Origin of the sequence: Candidatus Epulonipiscium viviparus (assembly GCF_030708075.1) — a bacterium.
Lineage (GTDB): Bacteria > Bacillota > Clostridia > Lachnospirales > Cellulosilyticaceae > Epulonipiscioides > Epulonipiscioides viviparus.
Map to the genome: position 1 here is coordinate 1,544,513 of NZ_CP117982.1, position 24,427 is coordinate 1,568,939.

General features: G+C 38.6%; 19 protein-coding genes. 14 read left to right on the plus strand and 5 right to left on the minus strand.

Features of this window, described 5'->3' with window-relative positions:
* Window positions 1-58: 58 nt before the first annotated feature.
* From PCY70_RS06375 to PCY70_RS06385, 3 genes are read left to right on the plus strand one after another with little or no spacing between them, the layout of a single operon-like run.
* Window positions 59-1,393 carry an MATE family efflux transporter gene (locus PCY70_RS06375; RefSeq protein WP_305768856.1) on the plus strand — a complete coding sequence of 445 codons (1,335 nt, stop codon included), beginning with the start codon at window positions 59-61 and terminating at the stop codon, window positions 1,391-1,393.
* A 56-nt stretch (window positions 1,394-1,449) separates the two neighbouring features.
* A complete protein-coding gene (gene gpr, locus PCY70_RS06380) occupies window positions 1,450-2,445 on the plus strand; it encodes a GPR endopeptidase (protein ID WP_305768857.1) in 996 nt (331 codons plus the stop codon).
* 56 nt (window positions 2,446-2,501) lie between these two features.
* Window positions 2,502-3,695: a stage II sporulation protein P gene (locus PCY70_RS06385; RefSeq protein ID WP_305768858.1), complete on the plus strand. Its 1,194-nt coding sequence runs from the start codon at window positions 2,502-2,504 to the stop codon at window positions 3,693-3,695.
* A gap of 19 nt (window positions 3,696-3,714) precedes the next feature.
* Here the strand turns inward: PCY70_RS06385 and PCY70_RS06390 are convergent, their stop codons facing one another.
* Both PCY70_RS06390 and PCY70_RS06395 read right to left on the minus strand, forming a co-directional pair.
* Complete coding sequence (locus tag PCY70_RS06390; protein WP_305768859.1) at window positions 3,715-4,104, minus strand: flavodoxin family protein; 390 nt, start codon at window positions 4,102-4,104, stop codon at window positions 3,715-3,717.
* 12 nt (window positions 4,105-4,116) lie between these two features.
* On the minus strand, window positions 4,117-5,373 hold the full coding sequence (locus tag PCY70_RS06395; protein ID WP_305768860.1) for an aldo/keto reductase: 1,257 nt from the start codon (window positions 5,371-5,373) through the stop codon (window positions 4,117-4,119).
* 120 nt (window positions 5,374-5,493) lie between these two features.
* Between PCY70_RS06395 and PCY70_RS06400 the strand changes: the two genes are divergently transcribed.
* The 9 genes from PCY70_RS06400 to PCY70_RS06440 all read left to right on the plus strand — a co-directional run bounded on the left by PCY70_RS06400 (window position 5,494) and on the right by PCY70_RS06440 (window position 16,061).
* Window positions 5,494-5,820 (plus strand): HNH endonuclease, encoded by a 327-nt coding sequence (locus PCY70_RS06400; RefSeq protein ID WP_305768861.1) that lies wholly within the window; start codon window positions 5,494-5,496, stop codon window positions 5,818-5,820.
* An 82-nt stretch (window positions 5,821-5,902) separates the two neighbouring features.
* Complete coding sequence (locus tag PCY70_RS06405) at window positions 5,903-7,117, plus strand: exonuclease SbcCD subunit D (protein ID WP_305768862.1); 1,215 nt, start codon at window positions 5,903-5,905, stop codon at window positions 7,115-7,117.
* Complete coding sequence (locus tag PCY70_RS06410) at window positions 7,104-10,184, plus strand: AAA family ATPase (RefSeq protein WP_305768863.1); 3,081 nt, start codon at window positions 7,104-7,106, stop codon at window positions 10,182-10,184. The genes PCY70_RS06405 and PCY70_RS06410 overlap by 14 nt, the downstream gene beginning before the upstream one ends.
* A gap of 133 nt (window positions 10,185-10,317) precedes the next feature.
* Window positions 10,318-10,992, plus strand: a complete 675-nt coding sequence (locus PCY70_RS06415; protein ID WP_305768864.1) for a hypothetical protein — start codon at window positions 10,318-10,320, stop codon at window positions 10,990-10,992.
* Window positions 10,989-11,366: a holo-ACP synthase gene (acpS, locus tag PCY70_RS06420; protein ID WP_305768865.1), complete on the plus strand. Its 378-nt coding sequence runs from the start codon at window positions 10,989-10,991 to the stop codon at window positions 11,364-11,366. The genes PCY70_RS06415 and acpS overlap by 4 nt, the downstream gene beginning before the upstream one ends.
* A 54-nt stretch (window positions 11,367-11,420) precedes the next feature.
* Window positions 11,421-12,551, plus strand: a complete 1,131-nt coding sequence (alr, locus tag PCY70_RS06425; protein WP_305768866.1) for an alanine racemase — start codon at window positions 11,421-11,423, stop codon at window positions 12,549-12,551.
* Between the two features lie 172 nt (window positions 12,552-12,723).
* Window positions 12,724-13,071 (plus strand): type II toxin-antitoxin system PemK/MazF family toxin, encoded by a 348-nt coding sequence (locus PCY70_RS06430; RefSeq protein WP_305768867.1) that lies wholly within the window; start codon window positions 12,724-12,726, stop codon window positions 13,069-13,071.
* A gap of 119 nt (window positions 13,072-13,190) precedes the next feature.
* The gene (locus tag PCY70_RS06435; protein WP_305768868.1) at window positions 13,191-15,632 is read left to right on the plus strand and encodes an ATP-dependent Clp protease ATP-binding subunit; all 2,442 of its coding nucleotides are present in this window, start codon (window positions 13,191-13,193) and stop codon (window positions 15,630-15,632) included.
* Window positions 15,633-15,650: 18 nt separating this feature from the next.
* Window positions 15,651-16,061, plus strand: a complete 411-nt coding sequence (locus PCY70_RS06440) for an endosialidase (RefSeq protein ID WP_305768869.1) — start codon at window positions 15,651-15,653, stop codon at window positions 16,059-16,061.
* A 30-nt stretch (window positions 16,062-16,091) separates the two neighbouring features.
* Here PCY70_RS06440 and ung read toward each other — a convergent pair whose 3' ends face one another.
* Together ung and PCY70_RS06450 are read right to left on the minus strand one after the other, a co-directional pair.
* The gene (gene ung, locus PCY70_RS06445) at window positions 16,092-16,718 is read right to left on the minus strand and encodes a uracil-DNA glycosylase (RefSeq protein WP_305768870.1); all 627 of its coding nucleotides are present in this window, start codon (window positions 16,716-16,718) and stop codon (window positions 16,092-16,094) included.
* Between the two features lie 147 nt (window positions 16,719-16,865).
* Window positions 16,866-18,467, minus strand: coding sequence for an NCS2 family permease (locus tag PCY70_RS06450; protein WP_305768871.1), 1,602 nt, complete (start codon window positions 18,465-18,467; stop codon window positions 16,866-16,868).
* A gap of 217 nt (window positions 18,468-18,684) precedes the next feature.
* On the opposite strand from PCY70_RS06450, the gene PCY70_RS06455 reads away from it, so the two are divergent.
* Window positions 18,685-19,290 carry a hypothetical protein gene (locus tag PCY70_RS06455; RefSeq protein WP_305768872.1) on the plus strand — a complete coding sequence of 202 codons (606 nt, stop codon included), beginning with the start codon at window positions 18,685-18,687 and terminating at the stop codon, window positions 19,288-19,290.
* Window positions 19,291-19,492: 202 nt separating this feature from the next.
* Here PCY70_RS06455 and ygeW read toward each other — a convergent pair whose 3' ends face one another.
* A complete protein-coding gene (gene ygeW / locus PCY70_RS06460) occupies window positions 19,493-20,719 on the minus strand; it encodes a knotted carbamoyltransferase YgeW (RefSeq protein ID WP_305768873.1) in 1,227 nt (408 codons plus the stop codon).
* 579 nt (window positions 20,720-21,298) lie between these two features.
* On the opposite strand from ygeW, the gene PCY70_RS06465 reads away from it, so the two are divergent.
* Window positions 21,299-23,998: a VPS10 domain-containing protein gene (locus PCY70_RS06465; protein WP_305768874.1), complete on the plus strand. Its 2,700-nt coding sequence runs from the start codon at window positions 21,299-21,301 to the stop codon at window positions 23,996-23,998.
* The last annotated feature ends 429 nt before the right edge of the window (window positions 23,999-24,427 follow it).

A 24,427-nucleotide genomic window follows, 5' to 3' on the forward strand; every position in this document is an offset into this window, starting at 1 on the left:
ACAACTAGCAAAAAGACATGATAGGATAATGAAATATTAAATGAAGGTGAGTGTAAATATGAATATTCAAATATCGGATAATTTCAACTATTCAAAACTGATTAAATTCACTATTCCATCAATTATTATGATGATTGTAACGTCTGTATATGGAGTAGTAGATGGGCTTTTTGTATCAAATTATGTGGGAAAAAATGCATTTACATCGTTAAATTTGGTGATGCCATTTATCTCAATCTTCAGCGCATTTAGCTTTATGATGGGTATAGGCGGTTGCGCATTGGTTGCAAAATTTTTGGGCGAGGGTAAAAAAGAAAAGGCGAATGAAGTTTTTTCGATGATAATAACTGTGTTAATTATTGGGGCTATCTTTTTTGCTGCATTTGGGATTGTATTTATTGAGTCAATCGCAGTGATGCTGGGAGCAACTCCCGAGCTATTGGCAGATTGTGTTACATATGCAACGATAATGTTTATCGCATTGCCTGGGTTTATGTTACAAACGACGTTCCAAACTTTTGCCGTGGTTGCGGATAAGCCAAATATGGGGCTAAGCTTATCGATTTTATCTGGAATAAGCAATGTGGTTCTAGACTTTTTGTTTATGGCTGTGTTTGAATGGGGTATAGCAGGCGCGGCATGGGCAACGGGCATAAGTCAAATGATGGGCGGCTTTATTCCGTTAATATATTTTGTGAGCAAGAGAAATGTGAGTAGATTAAAATTGGTGAAGTTTAAATGGGATTTGAGGTCGCTATTGACAAGCGCTATAAACGGGTCTTCAGAAATGATGTCAACTATATCGCTGTCGCTGGTTAGCATGCTATATAATTTACAGCTGATGAAGTTCTTTGGAGTAAATGGTGTTTCGGCTTATGGCATAATTATGTATGGAGCGTTTATATTTGTCGGAGTATTTATCGGGTATACGATTGGCGTTTCTCCGATTATTAGCTATCATTATGGGGCCGATAATAAGCCAGAGCTGAAATCGCTACTCAAAAAAAGCGTGGTACTGATGATGGGTGCGGCAGTAGTTTTGACAGTGGTTGCTGAAGTGTGCGCACCAACTTTGGCTAAGGTTTTTGTAGGCTATGATGCAGAATTACTGCAGTTGTCAACGACAGCGTTCAGAATATATTCTCTGTCATATTTGGTTAGCAATCTCAATATTTTTGCATCTGCTTTTTTTACCGCATTGAACAATGGTTTTGTATCGGCGTTGATTTCGTTTTTGAGAACATTGGTATTACAGGCGATTATGATTATGGTGTTGCCGTATATTATAGGAGTAAACGGAATCTGGTTTGCGGTGTTGTTTGCAGAAATAGAGTGTTTAATAGCAACAATTTTCCTATTTAAAGCTAACCGCAAGCGCTATGGATATTATTAAAATCAATGCATAAGAAGAATTTCTTTTGGAGAAACTATTAGGGAAGGAGGGGTATGATGGAGGAACCAGGCTTTACACCACGTACGGATCTGGCTATAGAAGTTGGTGCCATTTTAGAAAGAGAAGAGAAAGAGGTCGAAGATGAGCTAGACGGTGTCGATTTACACATAGAACCTCATGAAAATTACAAAAAGACTCATATCGAAATTTTTTCTGCAGCTGGGGAAAAAATTATGAGCAAGCCGATGGGGCATTATATCACGATTGAGTCTGAATATTTAAAGGAGAACAATCCAGAAATTCACAAAGAGATTATAGAGGAAGTGGCAGATTGTCTTAGAGGACTTTTGCCGACTCATTCTGGGATTTTAAAAGTGCTGATAATTGGGTTGGGAAATCGGCAAGCGACTCCAGATACTTTGGGCCCTTATGTATGCGATAAAGTACTAGTAACCAGGCATTTGGCAGAATTTGTCCCAGAGGCAATAGACGATTCGGTATGTCACCTAAGCAGCTTGGCCCCCGGAGTTATGGGTCTAACTGGTATAGAAACTAGCGAAATTGTTAAAGGAGTGTGTGAGCATATACACCCAGACTGCATTATTGCAATAGACGCATTAGGAGCACGTAGCGCTACCAGGATCAATTCTACCATTCAGATTAGCAATACAGGAATTTCTCCGGGCGCGGGTATAGGTAATAAACGTAAAAAACTCGATATCAACACGATGGGGTGCCCGGTAATAGCAATTGGGGTACCCACTGTCGTCGATGCGGCAACACTGATAAATGATACGATGGACACTCTCATTGAGAGCATGCTGGCGGAATCAACCAATGCGGAATTTTACTCTATGCTACGAGATTTGGGAGACCAAGAAAAGTATTCTCTAATTAGGGAGGTCATTACCCCAACGATCGGAAATTTATTTGTAACCCCAAAAGATATGGACGAAGTAATTATGTATCTAGGAAACATTATTGCGAATGCAATCAACATTGCTGTTCACCCAGGTATAACAATCGACGACGTCAATAAATATAGATATTAGTACTAAAAAGTGAGGCTTGTGTATACAATATATTAAGATTACCAAGGAGGTGATATATGCAAGCCCCATTTGTATTAGGAACATACTTAAAAAAAACTTTTCCGTATCATGCGGTTATTTCGATATTTTTGTTTTTTACACTAGCGAACACTTATACTGATATGGATATGCAGAATAAAAGTTCTCAAGATTTGTTATTTGTAAAGACAACGATTCCGGCATTCGAAACACCCTTCGATGTTGAGTTTGCGATACAAACTTATGTTAAAAATGTAGTAGGAATGGTGATACAAAGTCCGCTAAGCTATGTACATACAGCAATGCCGTTTACCAAAAAATTGCCAATTAAATTTAAAAATGGAGGGATAACAGGATTTTTTAGTGTGCCCGAAATTCATGAAATTATAAACTTGGATAAAAATAATGAGTTTACGCCAAGCTATGCGGAACCAGAGCCTCAGGATGTAAATACAGGATTATTAAACAACTATAAACACTTGCTAGCATCATATTATACAGGAGATGCTTCTTTAAAAGTAGATGCAGAATTACTAGAATATTTGGGTTTTGACTTCGAAGAATTGGCTGCCAAAGAGCTTAAAATTAATACTGATATAGATGGGCCACATGTACTGCTATTTCATACCCACGCATTCGAATTGTATGACGACGAAAAGGGAGGATATTACGCAGATCATGGGGTGGTAAAAGTGGCGCAAGAGTTGGAGAGAATATTAGAAGCAAAGTATGGGCTAAATGTATTGCATGTAGACACTATGTTTACTCCTTCCACAACCAACGCTTATGAGGCTATGGAACCAGTCATTACACAAATAATTGACGATAACCCATCGATACAACTTGCAATAGATATACACAGAGACGGCATGGCGACCGGTGCGTCTAAGGTTACTGCAAAGTTTAATGGCGAAGATACTGCAAAAATAATGTTTGTAAACGGAATTAGCTTAAAGCGAAATATGGCCGATGAAATTCTTCCTCACAACAGTTTGGAAAATCCATACCTCGAAGAAAACATGGCACTTTCACTTCAAGCATACATTCAAGGTCTCACATATTACCCAGATCTAATGCGAACAATCTTTTTGAAATCGTATAGATATAGCACACACATGTTGCCGTATTCTATGCTGGTAGAAATTGGATTTAATACTAATACGAGCGAAGAAGCCTTGAATGCTGTCGAGCCATTTGCAGATATAATAGGCAAGGTGTTTAACTTAGAGTAAGAAAAATGGAGGCATCACTTTAAACGGTGATGTCTGTTGTTTTGCCAATGATTTCTATAACTTGCTTAAACCCGTCTTGGTCCTTTAGATGGCTGCCTAGCGATTTGGGAACTATAATAATATTTTCGCGGCCTACTTGTTCTATAAATGTGCGTACAGCTGGTGGAAACGTCCCTGCCCATACAGGAAAACATAGATAAATGGTATCATTATTGATAGCAGGTATTTCGGCATTCAAATCTACGACGATGCGTTTGAGCGATGCCGCGCCACCTTTCAAAAATCCAGCAATACCGCTCCAGTCTTGGTTGTCTGTGATTCGCGAAATGCTTCCGTTGGTTTGTGTAGCTATAGATTTAGCAATTTTCTCGCAGTCACCTGTTCTTGAAAAATAGTATACCTTAGTCATAAAGTCCTCTTTCTATTCTTTGGTTTGCTCTTCTGTTTTCTCTTCTGTTTTCTTTGAACTTTTTATTTTGACCTTCTTTTTCTTTGAAAATAATTTCATGCCTAATTTAATAGGATAGACTAGATATTTTTTGCCTAGCGCTTTGTCGGCTTCTTTGAGTTGTGTAGGAATCTGAATACCCTGAGGGCAGTGGGTCATGCATTTGCCACAAGCGACGCATAGATCGGCACCCGACTTTGCAGTACCCATCCCGAGTAATTTTTGAATATAGAACGCTTTTGGCATCATTCCTCCAAAGAATGAGTTGCTGTTGTAGTCGGAGAATATTCCAGGAATATCCACGTTGAATGGGCAAGGCATACAATAATTGCAGCCTGTACATGATACTTTCATAAGCTCTTTGTAGACTTCTTTGATATCTGATATTAGGTGCAACTCTTCTTCGGTCATGCTATTCGGAGAAGTATTTTTGGCACAGTAAATATTATCTTTTATATGATCTAAATTATTCATTCCACTCAACACTACCGAAACTTCTTTGTGGTTGAATATCCATCGAAGTGCCCAAAACGCTGGGGATCGTTTAGGTTCAAAGTGTTCGATTTTCTCTTTAACTTTGGTAGGTGCTTTTGACGCTAAGTTGCCACCTCTAAGCGGCTCCATTACAACAACTCCAACACCCTTTTCGTATGCATATTCTAGTCCTGCAGTACCAGCTTGATTGGTTTCGTCGAGATAATTATATTGTATTTGGCAGAAGTCCCAGTTGTAGTCATCGATGATTTTTTTGAACTCTTCGCCTTTGCCATGAAATGAGAAACCGATATATCTAATTTTGCCGGCTTTCTTTTTCTCTTCTATGAATTCTAAGGCGCCCAAAGCTTTCAATTTTTCCCATCCTGCCAGGCTTCCGAGAGCGTGCATCAAGTAGTAATCGATATAATCAGTATCTAGACGCTCTAGTTGCGTATTAAAAAAAGTTTCGAATTGTTCTGGCTTTTTTATGAGGAATGTAGGCATCTTATTGGCAATAAATACTTTGTTGCGAATGTCGTGCTTTTTAATAAATTTGCCTAGCATAACTTCGCTTTTGCCACCATGATACGGGTAGGCTGTATCGAAATAGTTTACGCCTTTTTCAAAAGCATACCACATTTGTTCATCTGTGAGTTCTTCGTTAATACGTCCGTTTTTACTAGGAAATCTCATGCACCCATATCCCAGAATGGATAAATTATCTCCGCCCTTCACTAACTGTCTATATTGCATATATAAACCTCCTTATTTTTTGGTATTACTTATTATATCCACAAACTTACCAATTGTCTATACTATTTTTGGTAAGTGAGAGCATATACTTAATAGACAAACACTGTGAGGGGGTATTAGATGGGATATAGAGATGATTGGTTTAAAAATAATCAACCCAATGCTAATGGTCAATACAAATGTGTGCAATGCAAAAATACATTCGATAAAGCAGATATTGAGATAGATCATATTATTCCGAAACGCAAAGGGGGAACGGATGATCTCTGGAACTTACAATGCATGTGTAGAAGCTGCAATAGAAGTAAGGGTGCACGGCAAACTTCTGGAGAAACAGCGAAGAGTGTTTTTGGAGCGGTCTGTAATGGCGATGCCTTAAAATTGGCGGGGTCGATGGCTGGTCGTAAAGTTAAGGATATGCTTGGTATCAAATATAAACGAAAATAAAATCCTTCTGTAAATGAAGGATTATTTTTTTGTAAATCTGTCAATAATTTTGTGTAAGCTTATTTTTAAGGAGATGATTTGGTTGAAAATTTTGCATACTTCTGATTGGCATCTAGGCAAAAATTTGGACGGCTATAGCAGAATGGACGAGCAAGAAATATTTTTGCAGGACTTTGTCGAAATGGTGAATGAGCATGACGTAGACTTAGTGATTATCGCTGGCGATATATATGATACTCCAAACCCACCATCGCGAGCAGAAGCTATGTTTTATGCGACGCTAAAGCAGATTTCGAATAATGGACAACGACTTATTCTTGTAGTTGCAGGAAATCATGATAGTCCCGATCGATTAGCTGCAGCTGCGCCACTTGCAAAAGAGCATGGTATTATCATTGTTGGAACTCTTAGGCATGTGGTAGATACTGGCAATTATGGACAGCATTCTGTTGTGGCATCTGGAGAGGGCTTTGTCGAAATTGCCATCAATGGGGAAAGGGCCGTGATATTGGTAGTTCCGTATCCAAGCGAAAAGCGTTTAAATGAGTTACTATATGACTATATGCAAGCTACTGAAGATCAAGCTCAATCATATATCGATCACATCGCAATGTTGTTTAAAAATCTGGAACAAAATTATCGAGACGATACTATCAACTTGGCCGTGAGTCACTTGTTTGCATTAGGCAGCGAGGGTAGTGGATCAGAAACCGGTATTCAGACTCTTGGTGGCAGTTACTTGATTCCAGGGAGCTATTTGCCGCAGCGGGCTCAGTATATTGCGCTCGGGCATGTGCATAAAAAGCAAATCGTACCCGATACAAATAAGCGAGCGAGATATTCTGGAGCACCTCTACAATATAACAAGCGAGAAACTCAGACCCCAAAGGTGTGCTTTTTGATTGAGGCCGCAGCGGGAGAGGAATGCGTAGTTACCGAAATAGCTTTTGAAGTGTACAAGCCTATTGAAACTTGGCTGTGCGATAGCATTGACGATGCGATTGAAAAATGCGCCGCAAATGCCGATAGAGAATGTTGGGTATATCTTGAAGTGAAAACAGAGAAACCGTTATTGGAAAGTGATATCAAAAAAATTCGTGCACTGAAAAATGACATCATAAATATATTTCCTATATTTTCGGATCAAATTGAAGTAGATGTGGCTAAATTTGAAGATCAGACTGCAGAAGAATTGTTTGAGGCATTTTATTTTAAGCGAAAAAATGTTGCAGCGGATCCAGAGATTATAAATTTATTTAATTCGATTATGGAAGAGGTAGAAAATGAGGCCCATTAAATTAACCATACAAGGATTGAATAACTTTCAAAACGCCCAAGTGATAGATTTTGCAAAGCTTACCGAAAAAGGGCTATTTGGGATATTTGGTGCTACTGGAAGTGGCAAGTCGACGATTTTAGATGCTATCACATTTGCGCTCTATGGAGAGGTGGCAAGAAAAAGTAGTAATTATATCAATATCAATTGTAGCTGTGCGACGGTTAGCTTCGAATTTGCTATTGCAAAAACCACGTATATAATTGATCGAACAATTCAGCGTAAAAACAATTCTACCTCATGTAGACTTATAGAGTTAATCGACTCAAATCCTAAAGTGTTAGCAGATAAAGTTCGAGATGTTAATCTTGCTTGCAAAAATATTATTGGACTTAGCTTTGAAGATTTTTCGCGAACTGTTGTGTTGCCACAGGGAAAGTTCAGTGAATTTTTTCGGCTTAAGGGTGCGGATAGACGTGAAATGCTGGAGAGGTTATTTGGTTTAGAAAAGTATGGGCATAGGCTCAGTGAAAAAATTAAGAGTCGACTTGATGCATCTCAACGCAATTATAGTATTGTGCAAAGGCAATTGGTAGACTATGAAGATGCAACGGAAGAAAATTATGCGGCAACTAAACAGGCCTTGGATGCGGCAACGGCAAATTGTATTTCGCTCAAAGCATCGGCGGCAGCTGCAATGAAAACTTATAGCGATTATCAAGAGATTTGGAACAATCAGTTAAAATTAACCGAGTGGCTGCAGAAAAAAGACGCATTAGATGCGCAAAATGAAGTGATAAATGCAAATGCGGCGAGGCTTCAGAAGGCCAATATGGCTGATAAAGTGTATCCGTCGATGATGGCAGCAGAGCGTGTGGAAGTCAAGTTGAAAGCTCAATTGATACTCAAACGAGATTTTGATTTGCAACTAGAAATACTAAAAACGACTCAGGCTACAACAGAGGCAACGTACCAAGATCTGCTTACACAAAAAAATGTGGATGTTCCAGCGTTAAATGAGCAAAGGATTAACATCAATAAACTGGAGCAGGCAAAAACTAAGCTCGATGCTACCATTTTTGAAATAGACCAATTAGACGATAAAAAGGCAGAATATCTGCGAGCAAAAGATCTAACGGCTAAAGATATGGCAGCAGTTGAGATAGCAATTGCGGAGCTGGATGCTACTATCAAGAGCGATGAATCTGCATTAGCAACATTGGCAATAGACGTTGATACCAAAGAAGCTATTAGGCAGGGGTACGAATTATCTGGACAATATAAGCAAGCCGCGGCAGATGTAGAGGACAAACGCAACAGGACGGCCGACATATATGCGACAGTGAAAAATCTGACCGCACAGAAAAATCAACTTTTAGAACGAGGGATATCTGCAAAGGCCGCCTGTGATGCTGCAACTAAAAATTTAACGGCATTACAAACCGAACAGATGTCGGCAAAAATTCGATTGACATTAGCAGCTGGTGCGCCATGCCCTGTGTGCGGATCTGTCGAACACGTAGCAGTGAAAACTAGTGATACTGTAGAAGTTTTGGCGATTCGAGAATTAGAAGATAAAAAAATCGTAGCAGAGGATTTACGCAATGAGCTTAGAGCAAAATATAAAAGTGCTAGCGATAGGTTGGTGGACAAAAATCAGCTCCTAATACAATATCAGCGTGATGAGGATGCTGCTATAGCAAATCTAGATTCGATGAAAGCGAAATTGAAACAGCTCACTGATGAAACAGCGATTGTAAATTTTGAAGCAAAATATTTGGAAGTGGTACGAGATGAAAAATCTAGCGCACGACTGGCGGTTAATATTGAGGAAAATCGCAAGAAGCATCAGGCTATATCTGAACAGTATAAAGGGCATCAAGAGAATCTCGTTAAAATTCAAAATGAGATAAATGTAATAGATGCAACCACGACGGTCAAAGCGGAGCTCATTGGTGCTTATACAGAAGAAGTTGTGGACATTATAGCAACACTGACAACAGCCAACGCAACAGGCAACGCAACAGCTATATCGAATTATGTGGCACAGGTTTTGAATAGCATTGGGTCATTGGCTCAGATAGATGCGAAATTGGCTCAAATTGCTTTAGACTTCGAGCGCGCAGCAGCAGCAAAAGTGGAGGCAGACCAAGCTGTTGCAACTGCCATGCAGACCAAGGTGGCTATTGATACTGCGGTAAAATCGCTAGAAATTGACTATACAGAGGTAATAGACTGTCTGAATGCGGCATTGGCTCAATATGATTATGCTGATGTGGAGCAAGTGGCGAAGGACGTCTTGGATGAAGCGAGCAAGATCGCAATAGAAGAGGAGATCTCGGCGTATAACAGGGGTTTGGATGAAATTTCTGGTGCGATCAGAGTTTTGAATGAACACATTTCAGGAGCGGTTGTTTCGGAAGATGACTGGCGCGCTGTGCAAGTGGCGAGGGATATAGCGGAAGCAGAATTTTTGGAGGCCAACAACGCTGTAATTTCTGTGGGGAATAATCTCAAAGTGATAGAGGCAAAATTAGAGAAAGCTTTGGAGCTAAATTTAGAGGCCGAAAAAATTAGTAAAGAGATTGAGTTGTTAAATAGCTTGTTTAATTTGTTTAAGGGCAAAATGTTTGTGGAGTTTATTGCAATAGATAAGTTGAAATATATTGCGATGGAGGCTTCGAAAAAATTGTTTGCGATAAGCAATGGTCGATACGAATTGGCGCTGAACGCAGATGGTGGATTTATGATTAAGGACTACGCAAACGGTGGCGCGGCTCGAGATGGCTCAACATTGTCTGGCGGCGAAACCTTTTTGGCATCATTGTCATTAGCATTGGCGCTTTCGTCGCATATACAGCTTCGAGGCTCCGTTCCGCTTGAGTTATTTTTTTTGGACGAAGGATTTGGAACGTTGGACGAAAATTTACTAGATGTAGTGATTGGGTCATTGGAGCAGTTACACAACGATAAGCTGAAGGTGGGAATCATTTCGCATATGGCAGCGATCAAAAGTCGGGTGCCGGCCAAACTGATTTTGGCATCTTCGACAGCGGGCAATGTGAATGCCACGATTTCGCTAGACTAAATTGCGGCAACGGCAAATATTCGAGAGGTTGGAGTATTTGCTTTGCCCAAAATTTATATACACTATAATTGACAAATGGATAATAAATGTTATAATTTAGTTATAAGCAAACAAAGACGGGAGATGAATAACTATGCGTATATTTCGAAAACTATTCACTAGGAAAAATGAACAGCAACCTACATTAATAGACCAAGAACATTTGGAAGAGATGAGACTTTCTTTGAAGACTAAAGTTTTGCCTATTGTGGTGTTAGATAATTCTTGGCATAAAATTAAAAATATTGTAGCGGATAGAGAGTTTTTCGATTTGGAGAACAAGGTAATGGATTTGCTTAAAAAAAGAGGTCAACTTACATATGATATTGAAAAGGCTACGAAAACGAAAAATAAACTTCTTTCTCAAATTTTGGAAATTAGTGATCGATTAAATAATACTGCATTGGCAAATAACGCTTTGCTAGAGCAGGAGATAACACTGTCGCGAGAAACTCTATTGCAGATGAATGATTATTTGGATATGTTTGCGATAGAATCTGCTGTGGTGGAGGAAGATTTGGTTACATATAATTTGTTGCTGGTAGAAAATACGGTTGTAAAGAGTTATACTATAATGATGGAATATCGCGAAAAGATTTCTGAGTTGGACAAAGAGATAGACCAGTATAGAAATTTGTTGCTACTTAAAAATAGCGAGAAAAAGCAATACGAGACGGCGCAACAAGAGCTGTATAATTATTTGCATCAGATTGTGGGGCGCAGTAGCATAGAAAAATTAGACAAGATTGTGAGTGTTGAGAAAGAATGATAGTTGGAATAGGTACAGATATTATAGAAATAGATCGTATAGAAAAGATTGTGGCTGAAAATACTACTTTTGTAAAAAAAATTTTTGCCGAATCAGAAGTGGATTATTTGGCTCAAAAAAAGTACAGGCCTGAATCAATTGCAGGTTTGTTTGCAGCAAAAGAGGCGGTAAGCAAAGCAATGGGAACAGGATTCAGAAATATAAAAATGTCAGAAATAGAAATTACTCATACAGGTCTTGGACAACCTCAAGTAGTTTTGAATGGCATGGCAAAGGAGCGAGCAGAGGAGTTGACAGTAAGTAATATTTGTATTAGTATTTCACATTGTAAAAAGTATGCAATTGCGTATGTTATTATGGAAAAATACACATAAGACCCGTAAATTATTAGTATATTTAAAGAGTGATGAGTTTTTATAGGAGGTTGTATGGCTTTTTTAAAACCACGCGTAATAGCAGAAGTAAACTTGAGTGCAATAAGGCATAATTATAGAGAAATTAGAAAAATTATTCCCAAAGAGGTGGAAATAATGGGTGTAGTAAAAGCAGATGCGTATGGGCATGGCGCAATTCGGGTATCGAGCATCTTGCAAGAAGAGGGGGTAGATCGACTAGCAGTGGCAATAGCAAAGGAAGGCGAAGAGCTGCGGGTATCCGGAGTGACGTTACCGATTTTAGTTTTGGGATATACGCCCCAAGCCGATATCGAGCTTCTTATTGTTAATGATTTAACGCAGACGGTCTTTTCGTACGAAATGGCCGAGTATATTTCGATGGAGGCTAGCAAGTTTAACAAAACAATCAATGTTCACATCAAAATTGATACTGGAATGGGGCGTATAGGATTTTTGCCAAATACAAATAGTATATTAGAGATACGAAAAATCATGAATTTGCCACATATCAATGTAGAAGGATTATTTACGCATTTTGCAACTGCGGATGAAGAAGATCGATCATATACTAAAGAACAATGGAGTGTATTTAAAGGGTTTATTAATGAGCTTAAAGATTTTGACATAGAAATTCCGTTAATACATGCATCAAATAGTGGAGCAATATTAAGTTATCCTCACACATATTTGGATATTGTGCGACCTGGCATTGTACTTTATGGGCACTATCCATCAGAATTTTTAGAACATAAAAAAATTTCTTTAATGCCTTCGATGAGTTTAAAAACGCAGGTAGTGCATTTAAAAGAACTCTCGAAAGACAAATGTGTTAGCTATGGCAAAAGCTTTGTAACGACGCGCAAAACGAAGATAGCGACTATTCCGATAGGCTACGCTGATGGCTACCCAAGACGATTATCAAACAAAGCATCTGTCTTGATTAACGGAGAGTATGCAAAAATCATTGGCAAAATCTGCATGGACCAATTTATGGTTGATATAACAGATATTGGAAAAGTTGATATTGGAGATGAAGTAGTTTTATTTGGTGTCCAAAAAGGCAAATCCATTCTGGTTGAAGAGCTAGCAAGCACTGCAGATACTATAAACTACGAGTTGATCTGTACGATAGGCAAAAGGGTGCCAAGACGCTACATTGATTGATAGGAGTATAAAAAAAAACTTGTAGGGAATACTAAGTACAGATTTCCTACTCTTTAGAGGTGATTTGAGTAAATAAAACTTGGTTAAGATGAAGGAAATTAACCTGATGCATTTTGAAATAGAAAGAGAGGCCCAATTGTATTATGACGATATATAGTGGAGTGTGAATAAAATGATAGTTAAACGTGGTGATATATTTTATGCAGATTTAAGTCCTGTCATAGGGTCCGAGCAAGGTGGTATTCGTCCTGTATTGGTTGTGCAAAATGAAATGGGAAATAGATTTAGTCCCACTGTTATTTGTGCGGCAATAACATCAAAAATTAATAAGGCTAAACTCCCAACCCATGTGGAAATAGATGATAAATATTATGGTATAGTAAAAAAGTCAGTAATTTTATTAGAGCAAATTAGAACTATCGATAAAAAAAGATTAAAAGAAAAAATATGCCACTTAGATCAGGATTTAATGAAACAAGTAGATAAGGCTATACTTGTGAGCTTTAGCATAGGTACATAGACTACTTAGTTTCACGTTAAAAAGCAGAAGACTAGAGTTTTGCTAGTCTTTTTTATTGACAAATTTCAAAAATTATTTAATATATATATATGGGATAACTAATAGAAAGTAGGGAGTAGATGGAACAATCAAAATTAACTCAACAAGCAAAAGAAGCAATTGATTATGCCGAACATATTATGGTGCAGTTTAACCATAAATATCTGGGAACAGAACACATGCTAGTGGGTTTGGCACATGTAGATGGATCGATTTCTAAAACAGCTCTTAACAACCAGCAGATCAAAGAAGACGATTTGGTTCAAAAAATTCGTGAAATTATTGGCAAAGGAAGTGCCGGAGATAAAACTCAAGTAGGGTTTACTCCTAGGATGAAACTGCTGCTTGATAAAAGTGACAAATTAGCCAAACAGCTTGGTACTACTGAGGTTGGAACAGAGCACATATTGATGGTTTTGTTAAAAGAACCGCAATCTGTTGCAATTAGAATTTTGGAACTTTTGAAAGTTGATACAACAAAACTCTATATAAGCTTGAATAATATTGTAGTTGGTGATAAAATTAAGGATATCAATTTTAATATTAATAGCATGAAAGAAAATAAAGCAAGTTTGACACCAACTCTAGACAAATTTAGTCGAGATTTTACTCAGTTAGCCCTAGGCGAAAAGTTCGACCCTGTTATAGGTCGTGAGTTAGAAATCGAAAGAATGATTCAAATTTTATCACGTAGGACCAAAAACAATCCTTGCCTTATAGGAGAACCAGGGGTTGGAAAGACAGCAGTTGTGGAAGGGTTGGCTCAAAAAATCGTTATTGGTGCTGTGCCTAGTATTTTAAAAAACAGACGAGTGGTATCTCTCGATTTGTCTAGCTTAGTTGCAGGCACTCGCTATAGAGGTGAATTTGAAGAACGCATCAACAAGGTTATTAAAGAAATTGTAGACGCCGGGGATCTAATTCTGTTTATTGATGAGCTGCACACAATTATTGGCGCCGGCTCTGCAGAAGGGACCATGGATGCATCGAACATTCTTAAACCTTCGTTGGCTCGTGGAGATTTACAATTAATTGGGGCAACGACTTTGTCTGAATATCGTAAATATATAGAAAAAGACGCGGCGCTGGAGAGAAGATTTCAACCTGTTATGATAGAAGAACCTACTTCTGCTGAAACTTTGGAAATATTAGAGGGCATTAAGAAGCATTATGAAAATCATCACCAGGTAACTATATCCGAAGGGGCTTTAAAATCTGCAGTAAAGCTTTCGAAGCGATACATTAACGACAGATTTTTGCCAGACAAAGCAATAGATTTAATCGATGAGGCGGCGTCCCGTGTACGACTTAGAGCCTATACTTCTCCAGAAAAAATTAAGGAAACTGAGCTAAATTTATTAAAAGTTTCGAGCCAAAAAGAAGAAGCCATTATAGAAGAAGAATATGAAAAAGCAGCTTCTATCAAAAAAGAAGAGAACCTTCTAAAGGAAAAGCTAATCAAACTTACTAAAGATTGGGAAGATAAGCAAACCAAGAGTAATCAAATTGTGACAGACGAGGATGTTGCAGATGTAGTTAGCAGCTGGGTAAATATTCCTGTAAATCGGCTAAATAGTGAAGATACGGCCAAGCTCAAAAACCTCGAAAAAGAATTACACGAGCGTATCATTGGCCAGGATGAAGCAATAGTAAGCGTTTCTAAGGCAGTTCGTCGTGGGCGAGTGGGGCTTAAAGATCCCAATAGGCCAATCGGTTCATTTTTATTTTTGGGGCCAACTGGTGTTGGAAAAACAGAGCTTACAAAAGCTTTAGCATTTACCTTATTTGGAAATGAACATGCTATGATTAGAATTGATATGAGTGAGTATATGGAAAAGCATTCTGTATCTAAATTGATAGGATCACCTCCTGGATATGTTGGATTTGAAGAAGGCGGCCAAATAACTGAGAAAATTAGAAAAAAACCGTATAGTGTAATTTTACTAGATGAAATCGAAAAGGCACATCCAGATGTGTTTAATATGTTATTGCAAATTCTGGACGATGGGCATGTTACAGATTCGAAGGGGAGAAAAGTAGACTTTAAGAATACGATCATTATAATGACTTCTAATATAGGTGCGACGCAAATTACTGCACCTAAACGAGTGGGTTTTGTGGATACAACCAATGCAGATAGAGAATATAAAGATATGAAAAAAACTGTGATGGAAGAAGTTAAGAAGTTATTTAAACCAGAATTTCTTAATCGATTGGATGAGACGATTGTATTTCATCCGTTAACAACCGGAAATATCGAAGAAATTGCACAGGTTATGACAAAATCACTTATTAATAGAATTTCTAAAAACGTAGGAGTAAACTTAAAGCTTTCTGAGTCTGCTATCAAGCTCTTAGCAAAAAAAGGTTATGACCAAGCATATGGTGCACGACCTCTCAAACGTGTAATCCAATCTGAAATTGAAGACAAATTGGCGGATAAAATGTTGGAAGGTAAAATTTTGGAAGGGGATAATGTGAAAGTTAAAGTTAAGGAAGAAAAGTTAATCTTTACAAAATAGCATGAGGAGGATTTCAAAATGGCAATAGTAGAAGAGTTAATTCGAGTAAATGACGATGGGTCACTAAGTTTTGGAAATTATTTATTACCCGCGAAGGATAAAGTCGAGGAATTTATAATTGATGGGGTAAGTTTTAAGGCAAAAACCTTTAATGAAGTGACCAAGTTGAAAAGAGAAGGACAATTAGTATATGAATCTATTCCAGGGACAGCTGTGCATCATTTTTCTGTTTCTGATGAAAAAGTCTATTTCACTATCGAGGGATATGCTCCTACTGGAATAACTCTAGAACTCACACCTAGTACAACTTATCAGTTTAAAATTGACGGGCAAGAAGTTGCCTTAGTCAAGACGACTGCAACTGGTAAGGTTAGTATTCATGTCGATGCGGTGAAAGAACCTCAGACAATCGAATTAATTAAAAAGTAATACAAAAGGGGAGCGAATGGGCTCCCCTTTTTAGTGCCATTGTATAGGCGTTTGTTTGGTTTTTATTAATATTTCATTTGCTATATTAAAGTGATTGCAGCCTATAAAGCCACGGTTTGCAGAAAGGGGGCTCGGATGAGTGGATTTGAGAACATAGTGAATGGGGTTTGTGATTAGGCTTTCTTTTTGCTGTGCATAATTACCCCATAGCATAAAGATAACTGGTGTTTGCTTTGTGTTTACTATTTCTATAATCCTATTAGTAAAAATCTCCCAGCCTTTTCCTTGATGCGAATTGGCTTGCCCTTCTCGTACGGTTAAAACCGCGTTTAATAGTAAAACTCCTTGCTTGGCCAAATATTCTAGATTGCCACTTTTGGGGGTGGTTCCGATTTCTTTAAAGATATTTACAAGAGAGGGGGGAATTCGTACGCCGTCGTTTACAGAAAATGCAAAGCCATGAGCTTGGTTTCGTCCGTGATATGGGTCTTGCCCTAGTATTACGACTTTTATGTCGGGAGTATATTTGAGGGCATTGAAAATGTCTTTTCGGGGTGGAAACACAGTGTGATTGGCATACTCATAATCTAAAAATTGCATCAAATCCTGAAAGTATGGCTTTGATTTTTCGGGTGTCAGTTGAGGCAAAATATTCATTAAAATGTACCGCAGTTAGAATAAGCGTAGCTTTCGTTATGGTTACTCATATCTAATCCTCGTTTCTATATAATAATTACATTTAAGTTATTGCCAGTAAAATTAAATTATATACCAATAACAAAAGCCGAATATCCCTTGTAGGTCTTATTTTTTATCGTCCAACATATCATCGGTGATAGTTTGTTCTAAAATTTCTTTTATATCTTTTTGAACAGTTGGATTAACTTTCATCTGATCTGTATGGCTGATTTCCTTTACCGTTTTGTCTTTTTCTTTGGCTTCGTCTCGTCTTCTAATATAATATGGTATAGCTATTGCTAGCGCTATTGTGATAACAGCGGTATAGGAGAAAAAGCTTCCGGCTACATATTTTTCTACAAATAATAGGGCTATAATTCTGAGCAGGTAGCTGAGTTGCTGGCGATTGCCGATGAGATCGTTGATGATGACATAAGAAACGATACCAAACACTATTCCTTCTGATATGCTATAGGTAAATGTCATGGCCATTATTGTGAGGAATGCTGGAATGCCTTCTTCCGCATCGGTGAAGTTGATTTTGCTTATTGATCCCATCATATAGAATCCAACTATAATCAAGGCCGGTGCAGTGGCAAAAGCTGGGATTGCTAAAAATATTGGGGATAAAAATAATGATATTGCAAATAATATAGCAACCACAACTGCTGTGAGACCTGTTCGGCCACCTTCTGCGACTCCAGATGCGCTTTCGACGTATGTTGTCGTTGTGCTTGTTCCGATGCATGCGCCCACTGTTGTTGCAATAGCGTCGGCCATTAACGCGCCTTTCAGTCTTGGCAAGTTGCCGTCTTTATCTAGCATATTGGCTTTGGTTGAAACTCCCATTATTGTGCCCAGTGTATCGAATAGATCGACAAATAGAAATGCAAATACGATAGCAAAGAATTCGCCTGTTAGTAACATGCTAAAATCGAATTTGAATAAAAGTGGTTTGATACTAGGTACAGCCAAGCCGTTTGCAAAGTTTGGGATCAAACTATAAAATGCAGGATTACCTTCTGTTAATGGAATATATGGCACATAGAGCCCGCCTAATTCGCAAATTATTCCTAATATGTAAGTGCCTAGTATTCCTAAAAGGATTGCACCTCTCACTTTTTTTACGACTAATATAGAAATTATACCTAACCCAACCAATGCTAAAAAAATAGATATCCCCACGTTGTTAAACGTATACATTTCTCCAGCAAACGATGCGTTATATTTGGCAAAACTAAAGATGCTTACTTTTGTCGCACCATCGGCAACTACCAAATTGGCATTTTGAAAACCAATGAAGGCAATGAAAAATCCAATTCCTGTTCCTACCGCATACTTTAGGTTTTGTGGAATTGCTTTGAAAATTGATTCGCGCACATTAAAAAATGACATGATTAAAAATATGATGCCTTCTACCAAAACGGCTGTTAACGCAACTTCAAAACTTATGCCCATTCCGATAACTACGGTAAAAGCAAAGAAGGCGTTTAGCCCCATTCCAGGTGCTAATGCAAAAGGATAGTTTGCCATAAAGGCCATACACAGAGTACCCACAATTGCGGCAATGGCCGTTGCCGTAAATAGTGCACCAGCGTCCATTCCAGCTGCAGATAGCAGATTTGGATTTATGGCCAAAATATATGCCATTGTCATGAAAGTTGTAATGCCTGCAACAAGTTCGGTCTTAATATTTGTGCCATTTCCCTTTAAGTCAAAAATTTTCATTTCTCAACCTACTTTCTATTATAGATAGTACAATGATATAATAAAAATATTGATAGGTCAACCGTGAATTACAAAAAAATATTATTATAATAATATTTTTTATTTTTTTATTTTAATTTTTTTTTTTTTTTTTTTTTTTTTTGATTTTACTTGACATTTTCTGTCGAATAAGCAAAAATATAGTCATATATTTATTAATAGAAAGGAATTAATCAGAATGTTTTTAAAAAAGATAAAAGCTCATTTTTTAGAAAATGCAAATATCAAGACTGAAATACTTTTTGGAAAGGTTTGTGATATAGAAGAAGAGCCTAAGGAGCATATTCTATTTATTAAAACGCTTATGAAAGAACTTACAGCCAAAGCAAAGCTACTCAAAAAAAAATGTGGCGTATATTCTGATACTATTGCAATTAATGATCCTCTCTCGAACAGCTTTATTGCACCTGATATAGCTTTAAAGCGACTAGACAAAAAATCATCAATTTTACTGGGCGTTGAAGTATGGGCTCAGGCAACTAGTCTAAAAGAACGTCGCACTCGTATGGAAGTTTATAAAAATAGCAAGGTGAAGTATTTTTTAGAAATCTTTTATTTTACGAGAACGTTTAAATTACATCAGCTTATGGGGCGAACATATAGCGTTATTGCATCTAGTTCAAGTTGCTTGCCAATAGATTTAGAAAATTTATCCATGATAGAACGTGACCACATTCTAAATAAATATACTCTAAATTTGAGTAATCCTAATCTATCTATAAATCTATACGATTGCTTTACTAAGGTAGATCTGAAATTGCAGCGTGTGGGTGCGATTATATAATTACACATATAAAAAAAGTAGGAACACAAAAATTTATGTCCTACATTTTGGTCTTTGTTAATCTGCTATATGGCGTTTCGATTGTAGCATCCATAGCTCATATGCCAAGTCGGATCCACTGCGTATTAACATTAATATTAATATTAGTATAGAAAACTTTTTCATAATTACTCCTTCATTTATCAAATATCAAATTTATTTATTACATTTTGCGAGGTATATTGGAATTGGCAAGCTTCTCTAATAAACCAGGTACATCTTGAAACTTAGCCAAAATTATCATGGCAGCAATGACATATGGCTTATGGCTAGCTTGCTTATATAGTTGCTTGCGATGCTTATCAAAAACAGCGGCGTCGACTTCTCCGTGCTCGCAACTGACATTAGTTATATCCACAGGTAGGCAGTGCATATACAATGCGTTATTGGTGGTTTTCATTAAGTCTGATGTACAGGTCCAGTTTTTATAAAACGCGTTTTCTGCTTTAAGTTCGTTTTCGAGAATATTCATCTTATTATAGTTATTTTGTTCATACAGTTTAGAATTTTGTTCCATCATTGCAAATGGTGCCCAATTTTTTGGGTACACAATGTCTGCATCTTTGAATGCCTCTTCTATATTATGTGTAAGGGTGTAGCTACCATGGCTTATCTTTGCATTCTTTGCGGCAATGACCTCCACTTCTGGCATAATGTTATACCCTTCTGGATGGGCTAAAACTACATTCATCCCAAATCTAGTCATCAGCCCCACAATTCCCTGTGGCACCGATAGCGGCGTTCCTGCAGTTGGTGAATACGACCAGCTGATGGCAATCTTTTTTCCTCTTAAATTTTCAATTCCACCGTATACATTGATAAGATGAAGCATATCGCTCATGGTTTGTGTCGGGTGGTCTACATCACATTGCAAGTTGATTAAAGTTGGCCTCTGTTCGAGGATACCTTCGTCGTAGCCTCGCGTTACCGCATCTGCGATATCATGCATATACGTATTGCCCTTTCCAATATATTTGCTATCGCGAACACCGATTACATCCGCCATAAATGATACCATGTTTGCAGTCTCGCGTGCAATATTTCCAGAGGCTAATCTAGACTTTTCTTCTGCTAAATTGGTAGCTGAAAGTCCCAGCAGGTTACATGCTGATGCGAATGAAAATCGTGTTCTGGGAGAGTAGTCTCGAAATATTTCAACCCCCAAACCGCTATCAAACACTTTGGTACTTATATTATTTTCTCGCATATGGCGCAGAGCTTCGGCCACTATCCACACCGCATCTAATTCGTCTTTTGTTTTTTCCCAGGTAAGAAAAAAATCATTGCCGTACATCCTATTTAATTTTAGATCCTTTAACTGAGATATATAAGTAGGCAACAAAAACGGATTTAATAACTCTAAATATTTTTTCACTGCATCTTTTTCCATGTGATATCCCTCCATTTAAATTAGTTTTGCGTAACAATTCAGGTAAATATCTAGGCAGAACAGCATGCGTATACCTCCTTATTAGCACTTATAAAAGTATATGTCAGTTTTTGTCCATTTATTGTAAGAGAATATAATAATAACATATAAATAAGTTTTTTCTAATATTATTACAATATTTTGTTGCGCTAAATAAATTTCTATTAATATTACTTTACAAATTCTTCCAATTAATATATAATGGTATCCATAATTTTGAACCATATTAGGAGGTCAAGATGAGTATATATCTCTCAAAATATGGAGACCACGTATATGTCTCGTGATAATATGACTAGCGTCGATACTTGGGAAATAATTTCTGATGAAAAGGTGGCGGCGATTCTATTGCACAGGTTTATCAGATGGACTTTTTGCTACATATGATAATGGAATTAATGCAGGATTATATTTGACAACTCGGGGTTTTATAAATTACAGCTACCAGAAAATTTTTCAAGTACAAATCAAATTATGACAATAGGAGATGCGACTTCTGTTGTTACAAAATAAACGTCGCACAAATTAGGAGGAAATTTTATGAAATTGGCAAAAATATTTACTGTGTTCGCAGTGGGAACAATGCTTTCGGTATCTACAAACACAATAAACGCAGCTGAGACAGTAGTTTTGGGCAAAAGCGATGCGTTATATGATAGCTTTTCTCAAATTTATCAAATGAACTTTTCTGATCAAGACGCAAACTATGGTCTTGCAGTAAATGATAAAGGACTTTTTGCTACATATGATAAAGGTGAAAATTGGGAACCTTTTGCAACTGATAAGTTTTCGCATAAATGGAAAAAGACTACTTCTTTATCTGCAGTAGCGCTCGATCCAGATGATCACGATACAATTTACGCAGGTGCGGGCGGGTTTTGGAGTACCGAAGATCCTCGTACAAATGCAAATCGATATAAAAGTCGAGACAATGGAGTGGTCGCAGGTACCATCTTTAAATCGACAGACGGTGGAGAGTCCTGGTCCGCTGAAACTGCCGGCTTGCCCGCAACATCAGAAATCGGCCAAATATTTATTCATCCTCAAAATAATAACAAATTATATGTGGCAACATCGCATGGTAACTTTATAAGTAACGATGGCGGCGCGACATACGAACCAATTAACGACGGCTTGGCAGATCCCGTATCGGGAGAAGTTTATGTGAGAGACTTGGCATTCCATTATAATGAGGCAGAAGATCAGGTGACTCTTGTGACGGCATTGCTAACAATCTGGGAAAATAAGGAAAATGAAGAGCTAACTCACACCAGCGGCGGCATATACAAAAGTCTGGATGAGGGCAAAACGTGGGAATCGCTAAACGATGGCTTGCTGATTACTTATACGCCAGATTTACCTGGAATGGAAGATTGGTTTACTGCTAAAAATAAAAGGGAAATTACCGAACCTCAATATATATTGCCTAGCTTTAGAGAAGTGGAAATCGACCCTCAAAATCCAAACATTTTATATGCCATACACAGTGGTCAAGAGCAGGAGAGCGATATATGGAGATCTAAAGATGGGGGCCAAACTTGGAATCATATCGATTACGCGGCGATGGAGGCAATAAAAATCAGTGCCTTGAATGAGTCGACAGATGTGGTAGTTGCATCGGTAGTTGACGTGACAAAATCAAATAGTGCTCTCGACGAGGCGGTGGATGAATTTACTGATGCGTTTGCGAAAACAGGAGATACATTCGCCACAGTTGGAAAGACAGTAACTGGCGCAGGAAAAGCTGTTGTTGACGCAGGAAAAGCTGTTGTTGACGCAGGAAAAGCCGTTATAGATGCGGGAAAAGCCGTGTGGACAGCTGGAGGAGCATTAGTTAGCGCAGGCGGAGCGGTTGTTGACACTGTAGGAGCGGCGGTCGAAGTAGTTTCGGAAACATCTGTAGGAAAGGCAGTGACGGGAGTTGTAACAGCAGCTGGGGAGGCTGCAGCGGACATAGCCGTAGCGGCAGGAAAAGCTATTGCGGATGCAACTACATCTGCAGGAAAAGCTATTGCGGACGCAACTACATCTGCAGGAAAAACGGTGGTCGAATTTTTCGAATCTGATGATGATGAGCCCGCCGATGTGAAAGAAGAAGGAACGGTGGCATCTTCAGGAAAAATAGTGATCGAATTTTTCGGCTTTGATAATGATGATGAGCCCGTAGATGCGGAAGAAGCGGTGGTCGAAGTTTTCGAAACTGCTACTGATGAGCCCGCAGATGAGGAAGAAGGAATAATGGCATCTGCAGGAAAAAAGGTGATCGAATTTTTCAGCTTTGATAAGGATGATGAGCCCGTAGATACGGAAGAAGAAGGAATGATGACATCCGAGGAAAAAGCTAAAGCTATTGAGGACGCAACCAAATCGGCAGAAAAAGCTATTGAGGACGCAACCAAATCGGCAGAAAAAGCTATTGAGGACGCAACCAAATTGGCAGAAAAAGCTATTGAGGACGCAACCAAATCGGCGGAAAAAGCTATTGCGGATGCAACCACATCGGCGGAAGAAGAAGGAATAATGGCATCTACAGGAAAAGCTATTGCGGACGCCGCCACATCAGCAGGAAAAAAGGTGATCGAATTTTTCAGCTTTGATAAGGATGATGAGCCCGTAGATGCAGAAGAAGCGGTGGTTGAAGTTTTCGAATCTGCTGCTGATGAGCTCGCAGATGCGGAAGAAGCGGTGGTTGAAGTTTTCGAATCTGCTACTGATGAGCCCGCAGATGAGGAAGAAGGAATAATGGCATCTACAGGAAAAGCTATTGCGGACGCCGCTACATCGGCAGGAAAAAAGGTGATCGAATTTTTCAGCTTTGATAAGGATGATGAGCCCGTAGATGCGGAAGAAGCGGTGGTCGAAGTTTTTGAATCTGCTACTGATGAGCTCGCAGATGCGGAAGAAGGAATAATGGCATCTACAGGAAAAGCTATTGCGGACGCCGCCACATCAGCAGGAAAAAAGGTGATCGAATTTTTCAGCTTTGATAAGGATGATGAGCCCGTAGATGCGGAAGAAGCGGTGGTCGAAGTTTTTGAATCTGCTACTGATGAGCCGCAGATGCGGAAGAAGCGGTGGTCGAAGTTTTCGAAACTGCTACTGATGAGCCCGCAGATGCAGAAGAAGCGGTGGTCGAAGTTTTCGAAACTGCTACTGATGAGCCCGCAGATGCAGAAGAAGCGGTGGTCGAAGTTTTCGAAACTGCTACTAATGAGCCCGCAGATGAGGAAGAAGGAATAATGGCATCTACAGGAAAAGCTATTGCGGACGCCGCTACATCAGCAGGAAAAAAGGTGATCGAATTTTTCAGCTTTGATAAGGATGATGAGCCCGTAGATGCGGAAGAAGCGGTGGTCGAAGTTTTCGAAACTGCTACTGATGAGCCCGCAGATGCGGAAGAAGAAGGAAAGATAGTATCGACAGGAAAAGCCATTGCGGACGCCGCTACATCGGCAGGAAAAGCTATTGCGGGCGCCGCCACATCTGTAGGCAAAACGGTGGTCGAATTTTTCTCATCTACTGATGATAATGATTTAGAGATGGCTGCGGATAGAGCTGAAGCTGCTGCAAATAGGATCGAGCTTGCTGCAGATAGAATCGAGCTTGCTGCAGATAGAGCAATGCTTGCGGCAGAGAAGGCGGAGATTTCGGCGGAAACGGAAGATGAAT

Excerpts from the sequence above, each read along its gene's own strand:
- PCY70_RS06385 (WP_305768858.1), top strand. The coding sequence starts at position 2,502 with ATGCAAGCCCCATTTGTATTAGGAACATACTTAAAAAAAACTTTTCCG.
- PCY70_RS06375 (WP_305768856.1), top strand. The coding sequence starts at position 59 with ATGAATATTCAAATATCGGATAATTTCAACTATTCAAAACTGATTAAA.
- ygeW (WP_305768873.1), bottom strand. The coding sequence starts at position 20,719 with ATGGAAAAAGATGCAGTGAAAAAATATTTAGAGTTATTAAATCCGTTT.
- PCY70_RS06430 (WP_305768867.1), top strand. The coding sequence starts at position 12,724 with ATGATAGTTAAACGTGGTGATATATTTTATGCAGATTTAAGTCCTGTC.
- PCY70_RS06440 (WP_305768869.1), top strand. The coding sequence starts at position 15,651 with ATGGCAATAGTAGAAGAGTTAATTCGAGTAAATGACGATGGGTCACTA.
- PCY70_RS06390 (WP_305768859.1), bottom strand. The coding sequence starts at position 4,104 with ATGACTAAGGTATACTATTTTTCAAGAACAGGTGACTGCGAGAAAATT.
- ung (WP_305768870.1), bottom strand. The coding sequence starts at position 16,718 with ATGAATATTTTGCCTCAACTGACACCCGAAAAATCAAAGCCATACTTT.
- gpr (WP_305768857.1), top strand. The coding sequence starts at position 1,450 with ATGGAGGAACCAGGCTTTACACCACGTACGGATCTGGCTATAGAAGTT.
- PCY70_RS06465 (WP_305768874.1), top strand. The coding sequence starts at position 21,299 with ATGAAATTGGCAAAAATATTTACTGTGTTCGCAGTGGGAACAATGCTT.
- PCY70_RS06435 (WP_305768868.1), top strand. The coding sequence starts at position 13,191 with ATGGAACAATCAAAATTAACTCAACAAGCAAAAGAAGCAATTGATTAT.
- PCY70_RS06415 (WP_305768864.1), top strand. The coding sequence starts at position 10,318 with ATGCGTATATTTCGAAAACTATTCACTAGGAAAAATGAACAGCAACCT.
- PCY70_RS06450 (WP_305768871.1), bottom strand. The coding sequence starts at position 18,467 with ATGAAAATTTTTGACTTAAAGGGAAATGGCACAAATATTAAGACCGAA.
- acpS (WP_305768865.1), top strand. The coding sequence starts at position 10,989 with ATGATAGTTGGAATAGGTACAGATATTATAGAAATAGATCGTATAGAA.
- PCY70_RS06400 (WP_305768861.1), top strand. The coding sequence starts at position 5,494 with ATGGGATATAGAGATGATTGGTTTAAAAATAATCAACCCAATGCTAAT.
- PCY70_RS06455 (WP_305768872.1), top strand. The coding sequence starts at position 18,685 with ATGTTTTTAAAAAAGATAAAAGCTCATTTTTTAGAAAATGCAAATATC.
- alr (WP_305768866.1), top strand. The coding sequence starts at position 11,421 with ATGGCTTTTTTAAAACCACGCGTAATAGCAGAAGTAAACTTGAGTGCA.
- PCY70_RS06410 (WP_305768863.1), top strand. The coding sequence starts at position 7,104 with ATGAGGCCCATTAAATTAACCATACAAGGATTGAATAACTTTCAAAAC.
- PCY70_RS06395 (WP_305768860.1), bottom strand. The coding sequence starts at position 5,373 with ATGCAATATAGACAGTTAGTGAAGGGCGGAGATAATTTATCCATTCTG.